Genomic DNA, 18,450 nt, shown 5'->3' with positions numbered 1-18,450 from the left:
CGGTATCCATTGACATTTGTTTGCTTTTTTTTCAGGTAATTGTCAATGGATGACGGCCACCCGTCAACCGATCTTTGCATCATCGAAACAATTAAAACAACAAACGATGAGCAAGATATTCAACGAATCACTGATAGATGCCTTACAGTGGAGATACGCCACTAAGCGGATGACGGGAGCGGTTGTACCGGAAGAACAACTCAGCACGATCTTAAAAGCAGCTCACCTGGCGCCTTCCGGTATCGGACTGCAACCCTACGAGATCATTGTCATCAGTAACCCGCAACTCAAACAACAGATCCTCCCCATCGCCATGAACCAGCCACAGGTAGTGGAGTCTTCGCACTTACTCGTATTTGCGGCCTGGGATGAGTATTGCCCGGAAAGGATCGACAGGGTGTTTGATCACCTCACAAAAGAACGGGGACTGGAACCGGGTGCCGCCGAGAAACAACGCCGTTTTGCCAAACAGTATTTCGGCCAACTCAGTCTGGATGAGAACTTTCATCATGCTGCCAAGCAGGCCCATATCGCCCTCGGACTGGCAGTAGCAGCTGCTGCACTGAACGGGATCGATGCGACTCCCATGGAAGGATTTAATGCTGCTGCACTGGATGATCTTCTTCAATTGCCGGCAAAAGGACTGAAAAGTTCAATGCTGCTGGCATTAGGGTATCGTGATGAGGTCAATGACTGGAATCTACCATTAAAAAAGGTACGTAAGCCTTACGATGAACTGATAAAAATTATCGCATAATAAAATACTCCGCTATTCCAGGTTGCCTTCGGCAGCCAGCTAACCATCTAAAACTATCGAAAATGGCAAATAATCATCAAAATGGTGCACATGGCACCTCTAACAGTCATGACAAAACATTACCTACAAAGGTCACTGTGAGTGCTTATTACAGGGTACATCCTGAAGACCGGCAGACTTTTATCGACGCGGTAATACCGGAGATGACAGCTGCCGCGAAAATGGAAGGGTGTGTTTATTACGCCTTTGCCCAGGACCTGACAGATCCTGATACATTCCATCTGCTGGAAGGCTGGGCCGATAAAGCAGCCTACGAACGTCATGAACAGGCAGATACTTTTCTGACTGCCCTGAGTACAGTTGTGAAGCAGGTACGGATCATTGACCGTCAGGGCATCCGTTACGACATCGCGAAACAGCACATCGACGATCCAAGAGGGAAAGTAGCATGATATGCTACTTTCTTTTAACTTTGATAATACCAGCGAAAGGCAGCAATGACCCGATTGGTACCCTAAACGATGAAAGATAAACTGAATATCATTTTCAAGCCGTATTTGGTAATACTCCTCGGACTGACAATCGGTTATACCTTTTTACATTGGTTGCTCGTCATCAGGCTCGGACTACTCCAGTTAAAAGAAGGCGTTACGCATTTTGGGATTCCCGCAGGGTTGACCGCAGTGGCGGCATGGATTTACCTCCGGGGTAAATTCAGTATTTTAAGTCTGTCGTCATCAGGCCGGAGTAACCTGAAGGATCTGTATTGTATGCTTACCTGGCTATTTCTGGCGATGCCGGTAATTATTGCACAGTACTATATCTCGACGGCCACGGGTAAATTGACGCAGCTGAATACTATCGGGGAGATCAACAAAGTACCGCTTACGAAGTACTATGCTTTAAAAACATCTTATATCGGAAAGAAGGTCGTAGGCATTCATCCCGCCTTCAGTGTGAGCGGAAGACAGGATGTAAACTATAGTATGCAGCTCTTCGTGGTGGTGCCTATATTGGAAAGTGAAAAAGATACATCATCAAAAGAGCCTGCAGCCTGGCTGGGGATCAGGTATAACAAGACGATCAGTAATAGATTGGACAATAATGAAAAGGAGACAAAATACCAGGAGTTTGTAAGTGAGAGTGAGGTGGATTTTGAGAAAAAAGACCTTTCTGCTTTTGTATATCTGGAAAGGATGGGCACAGACAATTTTGAAGAAGGATATATCAATGCGATTAAAAGCAATCCCGTTTATAAACCCAATGGTGTAGTTTTAAGGGGTGTCAACAAACCTTTTGCAGAGAGAAACGGGCAGACACTGTTATGGCTAATCATCGCTGCATTAATCGGGGCAGTATCGATGTTTGGACTCCTGGCAATATCGGTACTTGATGAACGACAACGGGACCGGGTAATAGCAGGAAGACCAGATAGAGCGGCACAAAGAGAAATGAAAGAACTGCTTTATTTCGTGAAACCCAGAGACGGTTATTTTGTTACGCCGATACTTATCTATGTTAATGTAGGCGTTTCCCTGCTCATGATGTTATCAGGATTGGGCTTCGCGAATTTTACTGCAGAGGATCTGCTGAAATGGGGCGCTAATTATGGTCCATTGACAAAAAATGGAGAGTGGTGGCGATTGCTGATCAGTACTTTCCTGCATGCCGGTATCATGCACCTGTTTGCTAATATGATCGGTCTTTTGTTTATAGGTGTCTTTTTAGAGCCTAAACTGGGTCGCATAAGATACCTGATCGTGTACCTGCTAACAGCTGTTATCTCAGCTATCACGAGTCTGTGGTGGCATGATGAGGTGGTCAGCGTAGGTGCTTCCGGTGCCGTATTCGGATTGTATGGCGTATTTGTGGCATTACTGATTACGAAAGTTTATCCACCGGAGATCGCAAAGACCGCACTGGTGAGCACCCTTGTTTTTATTGGGTATAACCTGATCATGGGTATGACAGGTGATATTGATAATGCGGCGCATATTGGTGGACTGGTCTCCGGATTTGTGATAGGATTGATCTTATACCTGAAACTAAAGCAGGAGGTAAGCAAGCGTACAGATGCCATATAAATGATCTAAAAGCAGTTGTTTATTCCTTTCGTTTCCTGATAGCATTACGGATACTATTCTTTACATCCGCCTTATCCTGTGCAGTAGGAGCAGCTGCATCCTGTTCTATTAATAACAATAAATACCTCGCCAGATATAAAGTATAGCTATGGCGGGTATTCTTATTTAACCAGTTTGCCCAGAAATCATCCGTTTCCTCATCAGGGTGGAAGACCCATTGACGAAACAGCGGGTCTTGCATAAAGTTATCTACCGTATAGTCCTTGTATTCCATAATACACGTTTAGCACATCACAGGATGGTCAGCACCACCGGCAGTATTTCTCCACCGGTAGCACTTTTATAATAGTTTTACGCGATGAAAGTAGCCATACCGCATCATTTCAAGGTTGATGTAAATCAACATGAGAGGCCTTTTACGCAGACGGTAATTTTTAAGTGTGGGCGATACAGTAAAAGGATATAACGTGCACAGGTGTCATGCTAAAATACCTATCTTCGTTCGATAACTAAAAGCTTAGTAGATAATGCATGTGGCACTGTTGCAATACATTAGAAACCTGTCTGTCACCCCACTGGAACACGAAGATGTAGCGTTAATAAAAGAAGCATTTGTGTATAAATGCATCCGGAAAAAAGAGTTTCTTTTAAAGGAAGGAGATGTATGTAGATATATCGGCTTTATTATCAAAGGTGCTATAAGACAATACACTGTTGATAAAAAAGGGAATGAGCATATGCAGAATCTGTGCATAGAAAACTGGTGGACGGCCGACAGGGAGAGCTTCCATAATCAAACGCCTTCAATATATAATATAGATGCCTGGGAAGATACCGAGCTACTGTTGTTACCCAAAGCAAACAGATATTATGAACGGGTCAATAATATTCCGGCATTCAGGGAAATGAGGATCAGACTGGATGATAATAACCATATAGCAACGCAGTACCGTTTACATTCGTCCATCAATCATACAGCAGAGCACCGCTATGAAGATCTGATGAACAGGTATCCGGAATTCGCACAGCGCTTTCCGCAACACATTATTGCATCTTACATTGGTATAACAAAAGAAACCCTGAGCCGGATCCGTAACCAGTCGGTGAGGGGAAAGTTGTAGGCGCTTGCTTGTTCTTGACTGGTTGGTTCCGGGTTTGCGCCAATATGATAATATATGTTTTTGCTCATCTTTACAGTGATTGCTATTTTTAATACTCATGTTACGACCTGTCTTCTACTTTTGACAAGTTCTCCTGGATACTGTTGGTTCAAAATCATTTTATTTAACCACGATAATAAAACTCTTTGTCGTGCATCGGCCTATATAAATACATTGTATATGCCTATTCATTAAAGCTATTTCAATTGTTCAGAATTTTGAATTGGGCAGATTAATTTTTGTGTCCACAAATGCATATACGATTCTATCGATTTCAAAATATTACATAGGAGATTAATTTTTTTTATAGTTAAGAAAATATTCGATTTTGGCTATTTTATTTGCAGATTATTGCTAGTTGAATAAGTGAAATAGTACCATATTATACTATACCATATCTAAAAAATTTATAAGAGTATGTAAAGGGTAGATATCCTCAAAGTTCTGCGAAGGTGTAAACACTTCCATAATTTGGACGCAAGTATGTTTTTATGTTATAAATGATGGGCGTAACGCAACCATATTTAACATCGTTTAGATAGCTTAAGACAGAATTGTGAATTCCGAAAATCATGATTTTGATTTCGATGACATGATTACCAGTGTAATTTATTTGTAAAATAATGTAAATGAGTAAGATAACTGATACGGATTTTCATCTTCCCATTATTATACCTGTTGTATTTCACGAACAGCTTATTAATAGCGCCAATAAACCGATAATAGTTACTGGTATAGATCAATCAAATGGGGAGAAGAATGAATTTGTCGTGAAACTCAGGGCGGCCGAAAGAATGAGTGAGGTTGCCTTTATGCGCGAATTATTAGCATCTTTTATTGCAATACAAATGGGAATTCCAGTGGTTAAGCCTGCCATTGTTGATATTAGTACGGATTTTGTTGACATTTTGAAGGGCAACCCTTGTTGGCAGGTTGCAGATAAAAGTATTGGATATAATTACGGTTCATTGTATATTGTTGACTTCTATACATTAGTGCTTAACCAGAAACTAAATGCGAACCAGTTGGCAGTCGCTCAAACTATCTTTGCTTTAGACTTGTTTATTCATAATATGGATAGAACAGTTACTAAACCAAATATGTTAACTAATGGGAATGAAATTTTCATTCTGGATCATGAAATTGCATTTGGATTCGTTTTTGATCTAATAGCCAACGATAGGCCTGGTGTTTTCCGGGAATGTGATAACTATTGGATAAGTAATCATTGTCTCTTACCACTTATAAAAAGTAAGAGTTTCGACTATAATAGCTTTGGTAATAAATTGGATTGTTTAGATACTTGTTTTTGGAATAAATCATGGGATTTGATACCTAAAGCCTGGCAAGATAAAGCCCAATTCGATAAAATTAAAGACTATCTGGTTCGTATAATCAATAATAAAGACGAATTTCTTACAGAAATAAAAAAGATTATGTCATGACAACCTATCAATATCAAATTTTGCGCTTTTTGCCGGATAGGGTTAGCGGTGAGTTTATGAACGTTGGGATTATTATTTTTGACCCTAAAAACCAGATACTTAAAGGTAGATTTCTGTCAAAATTAACACGTATAAATGCTTTGTTCCCATCTGTGCATGCCAAGCATCTTACCAGGACACTTAGGTTTATTCAGTCTGAAATAAATAGAATTTCGCAAGGTATGACTTCCGAAATCCAATTTGAAAATATTGAGAATGTTGATAAGATAACTGGAGCAATCATAGCAAAGGATGATAGCGCTCTTTTCTTCACTGAACCTCAAAAATTACTAGACGTTAATATTGATGCAGTTGTTTCATATTTGTATGATAGAATGATCCTACACCATGAGAGTGAAGAAATACATGATACTTTAAAGGATAAAGAAGTATGGAGTAAAATATATAAGGAGTATTTTGATAGTTTTGGAATATCTTCTCACTTACATAATCATACGATTGTTACAAATAGCGACAAATTAGAGTTTGACAAGGCTTGGAAAAATGGGAAATGGAATTGTTTTGAACCCGTGTCTTTCGATTTATCTAAGACTGATTCGATAAAAAATAAAGTATATAAGTGGGCAGGTAAAATTGATGAGTTGAAAACTTCAAGAGAGCCGATGCATTTGTACCTTTTGAGTGTGTTCCCTAAAGAAGAGAATGATCTGAAGCAATTTATTTGGGATAAACTAGGGAAGTTTAAGGATGGACAAATAGAAGTTGATTTAATTACGAAAGATAATATTGTCAATTTTGCAAAGAAAATTAAAGAGGAAATTGAACAGCATGAAAAACCAATCAATTGATCTTTTTCTCTAATAATATTAAGCCAATATTTCCATAAGTTGGGAGAATCGGAGTTGTTAAGACTCCGATTTTTATTTATCTAAGGTTTTCATTACAATCTGATAAGCTCGTTATAAAAATAGCTGCGCTATCGTTTTTATCCTGTACATAACTAACCTTTTTCAAATGCAGCCTCATTCCATTGCTGACCACGATCAACGATCGGACGCACTTTTTTAATGCGGCAGTTAACGGTAGCTTTTATCCCATCTGCTTTTTCATTCCCGAAACGTTGCCTTATACCCTCTCTGATTTTGTCCAGCTTTTCGCCCGATGTAATGATCTCTGCTACTTCTGCATAAATCCTTGCCCCGCTATAATCCCGGGCCCTTTGACCAGAAAGATAAAGCATGAAAACAACTTCTTTGTTTTCCCGCATATTTTGCAGCGTTATGGATGGTTCGTCGCTTAGCTCCAGTTCGATAATACCATTTGCTGTCATCCTTGGAGTACCCATCAATGCGATATTAGGTGCACCATTCTTGTCCGCTGTACAGAGCAGTTTATCATGATGCGTGTTGAAAAACTCCGCCAGTGTTGCTACGGAAAAGCCATTTATTTCGTTTACGCCGTTCATTAGTGTGAATTTTGATGTTTCAGTAATAAGTTTAATAAGATACAAATTGTATCCTAATGCAAATATAAGGTTCTTTTTTAAAAAGAGACAAATTGTATCTTATTTTGTATTTTTGTAGCCAGAAAAAGAAAGTATGGAGGAACAAAAAAATGTAAGAAGGCGGGGGGATGATCTCTTGGAAAGCCTGTATGAGGTAACGATGAAGCTGATGGAGGAGATAAAACCAACCAACATTACCTTCCAACAGATTGCAGAAGCGGCCAAAACAAGCCGGTCCGTTTTATACCGCCGTTGGCCTACCACATTTGACCTCTTACAGGATATTTACACCTACAAAGCCCAGCGGCTATTTGACGGGGATTTTCTGGATGAGATGAAAGATACGGGGAGCTTAAGGGGCGATTTTATTCAGTTCCTCAACTTTTACCAGCAGATGTATAAGGAGATCGGCGCCGAAGTGTTGAATAACTACTTTTATCTGCGGATGCAGGATAAGGAAAACAATAAGGAGCCGGTTGTACACACCGCTGCGTTGGATAAATATATCCGGGCAATGGAAACTATATTGGAAAAGGCGCAATCGAGAGGAGAGGAGGTAAAGAAAGTCAGCAAGGCGACATTAATGCTTCCTTTTGATATGATCAGAATGGAAAATCTGGTCCGCCCTGATAATATCAGTAATAAGCGGCTTGAGTCTATGGTAGATGAAGTACTGTTACCTGTTTTTAAAGTATGATGCTGCGGCTGTTTGTCACTGATCTGAGCTATATTTGATCTGTATCGTCCCGGTAATAGTATGACTATAGTCATCCTCCGCTGATGCTGCGTTTTCAACGATGGATCAACGAAAGATGACTATAGCCTGATTAGGAACTGAGACGATCTATTGTGCTAAGACCTGATCAACTCAATATTCATATCCAGTTTCACTTCTTCACCAACGATCAGACTACCTGCTTCCGTCAGCATGCTCCACGTCAGCCCAAAATCTTTCCTGTTGATCTTTCCGTTTAATTCAAACCCTGCCCGCATCTCTCCAAATCGTCCCTGCCCTGATCCCATCAGGTTAGCGTCCAATACAACTGCCCTTGTAACATCGCGGATTGTCAGATCACCACTGAGTTGATCGCCCCGTAATATGCCCTTAAAACGGATGACAGGATATTGTACTGTGTCAAAGAACAGCTCCGACCGAAGGTGCGTATCCCGTTCACTATGATTGGTCGTAAGACTATCCACCCTGATCTCAAAATCAACAGCCGCTCCTTCAAAACTCTCAGGCGCTGCACAGGATACCTGACCCTCAAAGTCCAGGAATGCGCCGCTTACATTAGCGATAGCCATATGTCTTATTCTGAATCCTACGGATGAGTGTCCGTTATCAATTTTCCAGCTGGTTTTACTTTGATCGTTCATATACTGCTTCATTTGATGATGAAGCAAAGGTATCCCGGTACTGCTCCCGCATGAATAAAGCAGGTTAGCAAAAAAGAGGAAAGAAATTAATCTGGGTTAAGACGTTTTTCGGGAAAGCTGCTTTCTGATCTTACTTAAAAACTCCGGCGTAATGCCCAGATAAGACGCAATATACTTCTGAGGCAGGTATTGCTCCACCCCCGGAAAGGTTTCCTTCAGTTTTAAATAACGTTGCTCCGCAGGGACCGAGTGACTTTCAACAAAACGCATCTGTTGTCGCATAAGGGCTGTCTGAAACAGGTTCCGGAAATACCGCTCAAACTTCAGGTACCTGTCCAGCATCTGGTTCTGGACCAGCCTTGGTAATAACAACAGCTCACCATCACTTAAGCCTTTGGTCGTTAAGGGCGTAAGCGGCTCTGTGCTTAAACTATACAGATCCCCCGACCACCAGCCTGCTGCCGCAAAACGGATCACATGGTCGATCCCTTCTCCATCCGTATAATAGGTAAGCGTATACCCCTGATTGACAAAGGCCAGGTAACGGGCAGGATCACCACTTTGAACGATGGTTTCTCCCTGTTTAAATGGTCTGGCAATCAAACCGGACTCCAGGAAGGCAATTTCCTCCTGGTTAGGTTCGACAAATTGTCGCATATGCGTAAGGAGTAACTGGATATCCATGAGTGTGCGTTAGTAGAATGCTAAAATAAACAATGCATGCTGGAAACAAAACAGCTTTATCGTTACCGGTAGTGAACATATTTCAACAATAGCTGTTATTCTACGCAATAGCCAGGAATACTGGTAAGGTTTGGACATGCATGATACATGGTAAGGCGAACACAGTCCGGATTTTAAATAAATAATAGTGACCAATCCATTTGAATATTTTCTCAGCTACAAAGTTTTAAAATGGCAGACGCCTGAAATAAGTATCGATACGAAAGATATTTGTCAACAATGGCAGATGGATCTGGTGTATTTTGATTTTATTGCTTTTACAGGGAACGGCGGCTTTTTCTTTGATGGAGCGCTGCAGCTATATGATCTGGGAGATACTAAAAATTGTAATAATATACTACTGGTAAATACAAAACTGGTGGAGGCATTTGGTGAAATATTCAGTGGTCTTTTCTCTTTTGGCCAGGATATATTCGGGAATCAATTTGTATTTGATCAGCTAAATAATCAAATATCGGTTTTCAATATTGAAGATGGTTCCAGGACGCCTGTGGCAAAGTCATTTGCTGAATGGTTAGTAGAATTCACGGCTGACCTGGATTATTTTTCAGGATGGAGTTATCAAAAACAGTATACCGAAAAGTATGAACTGCCCATCGAAAACCGGATTGTTCCGATAAAGCCGTTTGTGATCCAGGGAGCGTTCACTATTGATAATTTCTTTGATACTGCGTTCCCTGAATACATCATCTATAATGCGGATATCGCGAAACAGATCTTTCATCTTGAAGAGGGGAAGCCGGTAAAACTTATTTTGGGAAGCAGAAAGCAATAAAGCAAAGAAGACGCTCTTTTTATGGGCGCCTTCTTTTTAGTTGTCAGTCCCGGCCACTCTTCAATACATTACTTTGCGCCATAATCATCTCCTGGTAATTGACCAGGCTATTCTCAAACAGCATAATCATATTTGCCGTCGCATGTAAGGTCTTAGCCCGTTCTGGCGTTATCTCTTTTTGCTTCAGTTGTGCGGAATTGACATTTACAACCTTAAAGCCAGCTTTGCAACGCAGTTGTTGTTTTAGTTGTTGGTGATATTCCGATAACATTCTAACTTTACATCATGCGAATTGCTACATTCATATTAAGTATGGTTATGTTCGTGCTCGGCTTCGTGCCCTGCGCTGACGCTAACCGCTTGCCTGAAGGCAATACGCAGATAATTACGCAGAACCATGAACACAACAGTCAGCATAATGACGAATGTACCCCCTTATGCTCCTGCGCATGTTGTTCCGTTCCTTACTACCAGGTTCATTTAGATCCTGTTACGATCGCAATCAGTAACTTACCTGAACCGGTGTATGCCGCCTATTTGTCATCCCCGGTAATAAAGATCTCCGCCTCTATCTGGCAGCCTCCCCGGTTTTAATCCATCTATCAGTTACTCATCACTTCAACCTGCACGGGACCATCCCGTATAGGTAATTCATTATTCATCTGAAACAAGCATGTCAGCCAGTTCAAAAGAATGGGACTGTTACACCTGCCTGTTATCTGCCAGATGAATAGCCTTATGCTGTAACGTCTGTTATGGACGCCGCCGTAGCATAATGTGATCTGTTGCGGTATTATGACCCGAAAGGTTATAACCGCGAATAAAATAGTTGGAAATGCTCAATAGAATCATTCAATTTTCCATAAAGAATAAGTTGATCATCGCCCTCATGACTTTGGGCCTGATCATTTGGGGGATCTACTCTCTGAAGAAACTACCCATTGATGCCGTACCCGATATCACCAATAACCAGGTACAGGTGATCACCCTGTCTCCATCTCTTGCTGCGCAGGAGGTAGAACGCCTGATATCTTTCCCTGTAGAACAGGTCATGTCCACCATCCCTGAACTGGAACAGGTCCGTTCTATCTCAAGATTCGGTCTGTCTGTAGTGACCATCGTCTTCAACGATGATGTGGATATTTACTGGGCACGCCAGCAGGTCAATGAAAAACTGGCCGAGGCAAAGAATAATATACCCGCCGGCCTGGGCAATCCGGAGATTTCACCTATATCAACCGGATTGGGAGAGATATACCAGTATGTGATTCATGCAAAACCCGGTTTTGAAGAGAAATATAATGCCCGCGAACTACGCAGCATTCAGGATTGGATAGTACGCCGGCAGTTACTGGGAACACCCGGTGTCGCAGAAGTGAATAGTTTCGGTGGATTACTGAAACAGTATGAAATAGCACTCGATCCGGATAAACTGCGTAGCTATAATCTCAGTATTACAGAGATTTTCAACGCGTTGCAACTCAACAACCGGAATGCTGGCGGCGCTTATATTGATAAAAAGCCGAATGCCTATTTCATCCGTACGGAAGGCCTGGTGGAAAACCTGGACGATATTAATAAGATTGTTGTTCAGAACAGGGAGGCCGGTGTTCCCGTCCTGATCAGGGACGTTGCCACAGTGCAGATCGGTAACTCTATCCGTTATGGAGCGCTGACCCGCACCTCCGCAAATAGCAGCGGAGAGGCAGTAGGCGGGATCGTGATGATGCTGAAAGGTGCAAACGCCAAGAAGGTGGTGGGGGAGGTAAAGTCCCGTATTGAACGTATCAGTAAAACCCTGCCGGAAGGTGTTGTTATAGAACCTTTCCTCGATCGTAGCGCCCTGGTGGACCGGGCAATCGGTACTGTAGCGAAAAACCTGATTGAAGGCGCCCTGATCGTCATCTTTGTACTGGTAATATTCCTGGGTAACCTGCGCGCCGGATTGGTCGTAGCCTCTGTAATCCCACTGGCCATGCTATTCGCCATCGGTATGATGAATGTCTTCGGCGTATCTGGTAACCTCATGAGCCTCGGTGCAATAGACTTCGGCCTGATCGTCGATGGCGCTGTGATCATCGTGGAGGCAACCATGCATCATCTCGGCCTGAAAAACCGGGGTAGACTGACCCAGGACGAAATGGATGAAGAGGTATTGGAATCTGCCGTAAAGATCCGTTCTGCCGCTGCGTTCGGAGAGATCATCATCCTGATCGTTTACCTGCCTATTCTGGCCCTGGTCGGTATCGAAGGTAAGATGTTCCGCCCCATGGCTGAAACGGTCTCTTTTGCCATCTTAGGTGCCTTTATACTGTCTATGACCTATGTGCCGATGATCTCAGCACTGATATTGAGTAAGAATACAACCCATAAGCGGACTTTCTCCGACCGTATGATGGATTTCCTGCACAGACGTTATATCCCGATCATAAAAGGTGCGCTCAGAAAACGCCTGCTCGTTACCATTACAGCCGCCACCTTACTCGTGATAAGTATATTCGTCTTCTCCCGCATGGGGGGTGAATTTATACCCAGTCTGGAAGAAGGGGATTTCGCCGTGGAAACGCGTCTGTTAACGGGTAGCTCCCTGTCCCAGACAATCGACAAGGTAAATCAGGCCTCTGCCATCCTGGTCAAACAATTCCCGGAAGTAAAGGAAGTGGTCGGAAAGATCGGCGCTGCCGAAATACCTACTGATCCTATGCCTATGGAAGCCTGTGACCTGACCATCATCCTGAAAGATAAAAAGGAATGGACATCCGCCGGCAACAGGGACGAACTGACAGAAAAGATGAGTGAAGCGCTGAAACAGGTGCCGGGTGTAAACTTTGGTTTCTCCCAGCCCATACAGTTGCGTTCCAATGAACTGATATCCGGTGTAAGACAGGATATCGGTATAAAGATCTTCGGTGACGACCTGGACGTCCTTACACAACTGTCAAAGAAGATTGGTACAATCGTTTCCAGAGTGGATGGTGCAAAAGATCTTTATCTGGAACAGGCAGAAGGCTTGCCACAGATCGTAGTGAACATCAACCGGGATCGTATCGCACAATATGGTCTGAGTGTGGAAAGCGTCAATGAAGCAGTCAATGCCGCTTTCGCCGGACAATCCGCTGGCCTTGTCTATGAAGGTGAACAACGGTATGACATGGTAGTCAGACTATCACAACAAAACCGCCAGGGTATTGATGACGTGAAAAATATATACATCACTTCTTCTACCGGTATTCAGATACCACTGGAACAACTCGCAGAGGTATCATTTAAACTGGGCCCTAACCAGATCCAGCGGGAGGATACAAAGCGAAGGATCATCGTCGGACTCAACGTACGTGGCAGAGACATACAAAGCGTAGTAAATGAGATCGAAGGAAAGATCAATCAGCAGATCAAACTGCCAACTGGTTATTACATTACCTACGGTGGGCAATTCGAAAACCTGAAAGCTGCCAGCGCCAGACTCTCTCTCGCAGTACCGGTTGCGCTGGGCCTGATTCTGCTGCTGCTCTACTTTACTTTCGGCTCTGTAAAACAATCGCTCCTCATATTCACAGCAATTCCGATGGCGGCTATCGGAGGGATCTTCGCCTTACTGCTGAGGGGGATGCCCTTCAGTATATCCGCAGGTGTTGGCTTCATTGCTCTCTTTGGCGTGGCAGTATTAAATGGTATCGTGCTCATTACAGAGTTTAACCGCCTGCGAAAAGAAGATGAACGCTATGAGCTCGACGAAATAGTGCTTAAAGGAACAGAGGTACGTCTGCGACCGGTATTAATGACAGCAACAGTGGCCTCCCTTGGCTTTTTGCCGATGGCTATTTCAACGGCGGCTGGCGCAGAAGTACAGAAGCCATTGGCCACAGTGGTGATCGGTGGACTAATCACTTCTACTATCCTCACGCTCGTCGTATTACCGGTGTTATATACCTACTTCGAAGGCTGGAAACCTAAAATGACAAAGCTGCCGGCAGTGGCCACAATACTCTTACTGGGATCGTTACTTACATTCCCGTCGGCAACCAAAGCCCAGGATCAGCATAATGGTCTGACAATGGAAGCCGCTATCCAAACCGCTATCAAAAATAATCCTGCTATCCGCTCTGCTAATCTGGAAATCGATCGGCAGCAGGCATTGAAAGGAACAGCAGGAGATATCGGGAAAACAAACCTGGATTTCCAGTATGGACAGTTCAATAGCAACAACCGGGATAATAACATCACGATATCCCAGTCTATTCCTTATCCGGGCGTATTAAAGAGCCGTAGTAAACTGGCGGACGCGCGTATCGAAGGGGCGAAGACCGGACTGGCAGTAAATCAGAATGGACTGACCTACGAAGTAAGAAGTGCCTATGGACAATTATCTTACTACTACGCACTGGAAGCACTATATAAACAACAGGATTCTATATACGGAAGATTCCAGAAAGCAGCCAACCTCCGTTATCAGACGGGTGAAACAAGACTCCTGGAGTCCGCTACGGCCGAAACCCAGCGCAATGAGATCCACAATCAGATGGAAAAGAACGAGGCGGATATTCGTGCCTACAAAGCAGAATTACAACGCCTCCTGAATACGCCGGATGATATCCTGCTCGCTGAACAGGAGTATAAACCTGACGGCTATTTATTGACGCCGCCCGACAGTAATACACAACAAAGCCCCTTACTGGCGCAGCAAAAGCAACAGATTGAAATCGCCGGTAGGGCCGTACAGCTTGAACGTGCTTTGTCAGCGCCTGATTTTACACTGGGTTATTTTAATCAGTCTATTATAGGTATGCAGAATGTCAGCGGACAGGATGTGTATTTCGGTGGCGGAAAGCGTTTCCAGGGACTACAGGCCGGTATTGCCATCCCGATATTCTTCAAACCCTTCGCTGCCCGTGTAAAAGCTGCGAAGATCGAAAAACAGGTAGCAGAAAGCCAGCTGACCTTATTGCAGAATAATCTGCAGGGCGAATACAAACAGGCATACCAGGAAATGCTAAAGAATGCGCGCAGTATTGAATATTACGAGAAAAGTGCATTGCCTAACGCAGCACTCATCCTGAAACAGGCGCAGTTGTCTTTTCAGAATGGAGAAGTGGGATATGTCGAATATCTGCAGGCACTCAGAACGGCATCAGACCTGCGTTTTAATTATCTGCAAACAGTCAATCAATACAATCAATCAATTTACCGGATCAAATACCTGGCTGGTCTATAAATGAGCATAAGTATGAACAATAAAATAAAACCCATCCTCGTAATAGCAATAGCAAGTGTGATGATAGCTACTCTTAGCGCCTGCGGAGGAAAGAAGGCAGCAGAGACAAATGCAACAGCGGAAGAAGGGCATACGGAAAATGAGAATATAGTAGAGGTGACGCCGGCACAATACCAGGCAGTCGGTGTGAAACTGGGCGCTGCAGAAATGAAAGCGATCAGCGGCCTGCTGAAAGTGAACGGCTATATTGATGTGCCTCCGCAAAACCTGGCCAGCGTCACTACGCAAATGGGTGGGATCATCAAATCAACACCGTTGTTACAGGGAAGTACGGTAAAAAAAGGAGAGGTTATTGCCGTACTGGAAAATCAGGATTATGTACAGTTACAGCAGGACTATCTGGAAAGTAAAAGCCAGCTGGAACTGACCGATGCAGAATATGAACGCCAGCAGACACTCGCTAATGAGAATGTAAACTCTAAGAAGGTGTTACAGCAGGCAAAGGCACAATACCAGGTGGCCCAGGCAAAAGAAAGTGCACTCCGTCAGCGCCTGCAGCTGATTAATATAGATGCATCTTCGCTAACGCCTGCTAACATACGCAGTCGTGTGAATGTCTATTCTCCCGCAAGCGGATATGTGACAAAAGTGAACGTTAATGGCGGGAAATTTGTTAATCCCAATGATGTGATGTTTGAGATAGTAGATGGAGCAGATCTGCACGTGGAACTGAACGTATTTGAGAAGGATGCAGTCATGGTGAAACCTGGTCAGCGTGTACGCTTTACACTGGCAGGTGAAACGGCAGAACAGATAGCTACTGTGCAGCTGGTAGGAAGGGAAATCAGACCTGATAAAACAGTAACTGTCCATGCGATAGCTGATGGGGGTAGTAAAGCATTCCTGCCGGGAACTTATCTGAAAGCCCTGATAGAAACCGGAGAGACACAGGCGCTTGCTTTACCAGAGAGTGCAATTGTAGATTTTAGTGGAAAGAAATACATATTTTTTGAAACAGTGGCGCCCGCCGGTGAACACGCATCAAAAGAAAAAGCATCTGCCAGTGGAGATATGGGCACACCTTTAGCAGGTACAGAAAAAATGCACTATTTTGAAATGATCGAAATCGCTGTTGGTAATGCAGATGGAGGTTTTGTACAGGTAGAACTACCGCAAAACAGAAATGTTAATGGTAAGATCGTTATTAATGGCGCATATGACCTGTTGTCCAAATTAAAGAACAGTGAGGAAGAAGGACATTAATGTCCTTCTTCTTTCCCATAAATAGATATGACTCACAAAATCGTCTGTTATACCTGTTATTAACCTTACAATATCATGAGTAATAGTCAGCATTCGAATCATAAAGGATCACACGAAGAACATGCGCATGAGCACAAGCATGGCCATGAACATAAACATGGAGGTCTCTTCGGAGAAAGCACAGAACTGATCTTCTCATTACTATGTGGTGTGTTCCTCCTCGCAGGGTTTCTTGATGAAAAGCTGTTTCACCTCCAGCCGTCCTGGATAGGGATTGCCCTCTTTGTGATATCCTACTTTTTTGGTGCATTTTTTACAATAAAGGAGGCCGTGGAAAGCATCAGCAAAGGGCAGTTTGAGATTGATTTCCTGATGCTGGTGGCGGCCGCAGGTGCCGCTCTTCTGGGCGAATGGGCAGAAGGCGCATTACTGTTATTCCTGTTTAGTCTGGGGCATTCGCTTGAACACATGGCCATGGAGAAAGCGCGGAAGTCCATTGAAGCCCTGGCCGGCCTGGCCCCGAAAACGGCTGTGATACGTCGTAATGGAGACCAGATAGAGATTCCTGTAGAAGAATTAAAGAAAGGGGACATTGTACTGGTAAAACCTAACAGTAAAATACCGGCAGACGGTATCGTAGTATCCGGTAACAGTGCCGTCAACCAGGCGCCTATCACCGGAGAAAGTATTCCTGTTGAAAAGATGCCGGTCCCTGATCCTAACACGGATTATCCGGATGAAAAGAAGATCCCTGCACAGCATAAAGTATTTGCAGGAACAATCAATGGCGCCGCCGCTATTGAGATTAAGACCTTAAAAGAAGCAAAGGATTCCACGCTGGCCCGTGTCGTGCAGATGGTAAAAGAAGCGGAGCAGCAACAATCCCCTACACAACAATTCACCAAAAGGATAGAACGGTTTTATGTACCGGCCGTATTGGTATTAGTTACCTTACTGTTGTTCGCTTTTGTCGTTATCGATGAGCCATTCAGCAAAAGCTTTTATCGCGCCATGGCTGTACTCGTGGCAGCCAGTCCCTGTGCGTTGGCTATTTCAACACCCAGCGCTGTATTAAGTGGTGTGGCAAGAGCTGCCAGACAGGGAGTATTGATCAAAGGTGGACGTCCCCTGGAAGACCTGGGGGTGCTGACGGCACTGGCATTTGATAAAACAGGCACGCTGACAGAAGGAAAACCAAAGCTGAATACCGTCGTTGCCCTGAACGGAACCAGCGAAGAAGAACTCCTGAGCGTAGCGATCGCCGTAGAAAAGCAAAGCGATCATCCCCTGGCATCGGCCATCGTAAACGGAGGTCTGGAGAGGTTGGGCAACACCACCATCGAAGATGCAGATAATGTGAAAGCTGTCATGGGGAAAGGCGTAGAGGCTAACGTGAAAGGAGAGATGATCTGGATAGGCAACGATGAACTGTTTAAAGCCATCGGAGGACCGGATGTACCGGCCGATGTTATGCAGAAAATAGCCAATTTACAGCAGGAGGGGAACACCGCGATGCTGGTCCGCAAAGGAGACACCTATCTGGGTATCTTAGGCGTAATGGATTTGCCAAGACCGGAAGCCGCATCCGTACTAAAAGAATTGAAAGCACTAGGCATCAAAAAGATGGTTATGCTAACGGGCGATAATCAACTCGTAGCCGACGCAGTGGCTAAAAAGATAGGCATCACGGAAGCAAGGGGCAGTCTGTTGCCGGAAGAAAAGGTCGCCGCCATCGATGAATTACGTAAACAGGAGAATAAACTGGCGATGGTAGGTGACGGCGTGAATGATGCCCCTGCAATGGCTAAAAGCACTGTCGGAATTGCCATGGGCGCTGCTGGTAGTGACGTGGCCCTGGAAACGGCCGATATTGCGCTGATGGCCGATAAGATCGATAACCTGCCTTTTGCGATAGGCCTGAGCAGGAAGAGCAAAGCCGTGATCCGGCAGAACCTGGTAGTCAGTCTGGGAGTAGTAGCCATCCTCATACCCCTCACCATCTCCGGCGTAGCCAATATTGGTCCGGCTATCATCGCACATGAAGGATCAACCCTGCTGGTGGTCTTTAATGCCTTACGTTTACTCGTATATAAGAGAAATATGACAAACAGGTAAGCGGGTGGCGGACT

Annotated in this window: 16 protein-coding genes; 12 read left to right on the top strand and 4 right to left on the bottom strand. The window is 43.9% G+C overall.

Annotation, left to right across the window (positions count from 1 at the left end; genetic code table 11):
• Window positions 1-106 precede the first annotated feature (106 nt).
• From BMZ72_RS08970 to BMZ72_RS08960, 3 genes are all read left to right on the top strand, one after another.
• Complete coding sequence (locus BMZ72_RS08970) at window positions 107-757, top strand: nitroreductase family protein (RefSeq protein WP_089807426.1); 651 nt, start codon at window positions 107-109, stop codon at window positions 755-757.
• A 62-nt stretch (window positions 758-819) separates the two neighbouring features.
• Window positions 820-1,209 carry a putative quinol monooxygenase gene (locus BMZ72_RS08965; protein ID WP_089807424.1) on the top strand — a complete coding sequence of 130 codons (390 nt, stop codon included), beginning with the start codon at window positions 820-822 and terminating at the stop codon, window positions 1,207-1,209.
• A gap of 69 nt (window positions 1,210-1,278) precedes the next feature.
• Complete coding sequence (locus BMZ72_RS08960; RefSeq protein ID WP_089807422.1) at window positions 1,279-2,841, top strand: rhomboid family intramembrane serine protease; 1,563 nt, start codon at window positions 1,279-1,281, stop codon at window positions 2,839-2,841.
• Between the two features lie 19 nt (window positions 2,842-2,860).
• Here BMZ72_RS08960 and BMZ72_RS08955 read toward each other — a convergent pair whose 3' ends face one another.
• On the bottom strand, window positions 2,861-3,115 hold the full coding sequence (locus BMZ72_RS08955; RefSeq protein WP_089807420.1) for a hypothetical protein: 255 nt from the start codon (window positions 3,113-3,115) through the stop codon (window positions 2,861-2,863).
• Window positions 3,116-3,383: 268 nt separating this feature from the next.
• Here BMZ72_RS08955 and BMZ72_RS08950 point away from each other — a divergent pair, with 268 nt between their 5' ends.
• The 3 genes from BMZ72_RS08950 (at window position 3,384) to BMZ72_RS08940 (ending at window position 6,294) form a co-directional block, all read left to right on the top strand.
• Complete coding sequence (locus tag BMZ72_RS08950; RefSeq protein WP_218155222.1) at window positions 3,384-3,962, top strand: Crp/Fnr family transcriptional regulator; 579 nt, start codon at window positions 3,384-3,386, stop codon at window positions 3,960-3,962.
• Between the two features lie 668 nt (window positions 3,963-4,630).
• Entirely contained in the window at window positions 4,631-5,446 is an 816-nt protein-coding gene (locus BMZ72_RS08945) for a HipA family kinase (RefSeq protein WP_089807416.1), read from the top strand.
• A complete protein-coding gene (locus BMZ72_RS08940) occupies window positions 5,443-6,294 on the top strand; it encodes a DUF3037 domain-containing protein (protein WP_089807414.1) in 852 nt (283 codons plus the stop codon). Before BMZ72_RS08945 ends, BMZ72_RS08940 begins: the two co-directional genes overlap by 4 nt.
• A gap of 152 nt (window positions 6,295-6,446) precedes the next feature.
• Here BMZ72_RS08940 and BMZ72_RS08935 read toward each other — a convergent pair whose 3' ends face one another.
• Entirely contained in the window at window positions 6,447-6,911 is a 465-nt protein-coding gene (locus BMZ72_RS08935; RefSeq protein ID WP_089807412.1) for a pyridoxamine 5'-phosphate oxidase family protein, read from the bottom strand.
• A gap of 133 nt (window positions 6,912-7,044) precedes the next feature.
• On the opposite strand from BMZ72_RS08935, the gene BMZ72_RS08930 reads away from it, so the two are divergent.
• On the top strand, window positions 7,045-7,647 hold the full coding sequence (locus tag BMZ72_RS08930) for a TetR/AcrR family transcriptional regulator (RefSeq protein ID WP_089807410.1): 603 nt from the start codon (window positions 7,045-7,047) through the stop codon (window positions 7,645-7,647).
• Window positions 7,648-7,802: 155 nt separating this feature from the next.
• Here the strand turns inward: BMZ72_RS08930 and BMZ72_RS08925 are convergent, their stop codons facing one another.
• Window positions 7,803-8,327: a YceI family protein gene (locus BMZ72_RS08925; protein WP_089809751.1), complete on the bottom strand. Its 525-nt coding sequence runs from the start codon at window positions 8,325-8,327 to the stop codon at window positions 7,803-7,805.
• 96 nt (window positions 8,328-8,423) lie between these two features.
• Window positions 8,424-9,011 (bottom strand): Crp/Fnr family transcriptional regulator, encoded by a 588-nt coding sequence (locus BMZ72_RS08920; protein WP_089807408.1) that lies wholly within the window; start codon window positions 9,009-9,011, stop codon window positions 8,424-8,426.
• Between the two features lie 187 nt (window positions 9,012-9,198).
• Here BMZ72_RS08920 and BMZ72_RS08915 point away from each other — a divergent pair, with 187 nt between their 5' ends.
• The 5 genes from BMZ72_RS08915 to BMZ72_RS08895 all read left to right on the top strand — a co-directional run bounded on the left by BMZ72_RS08915 (window position 9,199) and on the right by BMZ72_RS08895 (window position 18,436).
• On the top strand, window positions 9,199-9,846 hold the full coding sequence (locus tag BMZ72_RS08915; protein ID WP_089807406.1) for an SMI1/KNR4 family protein: 648 nt from the start codon (window positions 9,199-9,201) through the stop codon (window positions 9,844-9,846).
• A 285-nt stretch (window positions 9,847-10,131) separates the two neighbouring features.
• Window positions 10,132-10,440, top strand: coding sequence for a DUF6660 family protein (locus tag BMZ72_RS37165; RefSeq protein WP_143087651.1), 309 nt, complete (start codon window positions 10,132-10,134; stop codon window positions 10,438-10,440).
• Window positions 10,441-10,681: 241 nt separating this feature from the next.
• Window positions 10,682-15,058 (top strand): CusA/CzcA family heavy metal efflux RND transporter, encoded by a 4,377-nt coding sequence (locus BMZ72_RS08905; protein ID WP_089807403.1) that lies wholly within the window; start codon window positions 10,682-10,684, stop codon window positions 15,056-15,058.
• 12 nt (window positions 15,059-15,070) lie between these two features.
• The gene (locus BMZ72_RS08900) at window positions 15,071-16,321 is read left to right on the top strand and encodes an efflux RND transporter periplasmic adaptor subunit (RefSeq protein ID WP_089809749.1); all 1,251 of its coding nucleotides are present in this window, start codon (window positions 15,071-15,073) and stop codon (window positions 16,319-16,321) included.
• A 75-nt stretch (window positions 16,322-16,396) separates the two neighbouring features.
• A complete protein-coding gene (locus BMZ72_RS08895) occupies window positions 16,397-18,436 on the top strand; it encodes a heavy metal translocating P-type ATPase (RefSeq protein ID WP_089807401.1) in 2,040 nt (679 codons plus the stop codon).
• Window positions 18,437-18,450: the final 14 nt, after the last annotated feature.

Origin of the sequence: Chitinophaga sp. YR627, from assembly GCF_900114995.1 — a bacterium.
Lineage (GTDB): Bacteria > Bacteroidota > Bacteroidia > Chitinophagales > Chitinophagaceae > Chitinophaga.
The sequence above is the reverse complement of the archived record's forward strand: the minus strand, read 5'-3'. Positions and strand labels throughout refer to the sequence as shown.

Excerpts from the sequence above, each read along its gene's own strand:
- BMZ72_RS08970 (WP_089807426.1), top strand. The coding sequence starts at position 107 with ATGAGCAAGATATTCAACGAATCACTGATAGATGCCTTACAGTGGAGA.
- BMZ72_RS08965 (WP_089807424.1), top strand. The coding sequence starts at position 820 with ATGGCAAATAATCATCAAAATGGTGCACATGGCACCTCTAACAGTCAT.
- BMZ72_RS08960 (WP_089807422.1), top strand. The coding sequence starts at position 1,279 with ATGAAAGATAAACTGAATATCATTTTCAAGCCGTATTTGGTAATACTC.
- BMZ72_RS08955 (WP_089807420.1), bottom strand. The coding sequence starts at position 3,115 with ATGGAATACAAGGACTATACGGTAGATAACTTTATGCAAGACCCGCTG.
- BMZ72_RS08945 (WP_089807416.1), top strand. The coding sequence starts at position 4,631 with ATGAGTAAGATAACTGATACGGATTTTCATCTTCCCATTATTATACCT.
- BMZ72_RS08940 (WP_089807414.1), top strand. The coding sequence starts at position 5,443 with ATGACAACCTATCAATATCAAATTTTGCGCTTTTTGCCGGATAGGGTT.
- BMZ72_RS08935 (WP_089807412.1), bottom strand. The coding sequence starts at position 6,911 with ATGAACGGCGTAAACGAAATAAATGGCTTTTCCGTAGCAACACTGGCG.
- BMZ72_RS08930 (WP_089807410.1), top strand. The coding sequence starts at position 7,045 with ATGGAGGAACAAAAAAATGTAAGAAGGCGGGGGGATGATCTCTTGGAA.
- BMZ72_RS08925 (WP_089809751.1), bottom strand. The coding sequence starts at position 8,327 with ATGAACGATCAAAGTAAAACCAGCTGGAAAATTGATAACGGACACTCA.
- BMZ72_RS08920 (WP_089807408.1), bottom strand. The coding sequence starts at position 9,011 with ATGGATATCCAGTTACTCCTTACGCATATGCGACAATTTGTCGAACCT.
- BMZ72_RS37165 (WP_143087651.1), top strand. The coding sequence starts at position 10,132 with ATGCGAATTGCTACATTCATATTAAGTATGGTTATGTTCGTGCTCGGC.
- BMZ72_RS08905 (WP_089807403.1), top strand. The coding sequence starts at position 10,682 with ATGCTCAATAGAATCATTCAATTTTCCATAAAGAATAAGTTGATCATC.
- BMZ72_RS08900 (WP_089809749.1), top strand. The coding sequence starts at position 15,071 with ATGAACAATAAAATAAAACCCATCCTCGTAATAGCAATAGCAAGTGTG.
- BMZ72_RS08895 (WP_089807401.1), top strand. The coding sequence starts at position 16,397 with ATGAGTAATAGTCAGCATTCGAATCATAAAGGATCACACGAAGAACAT.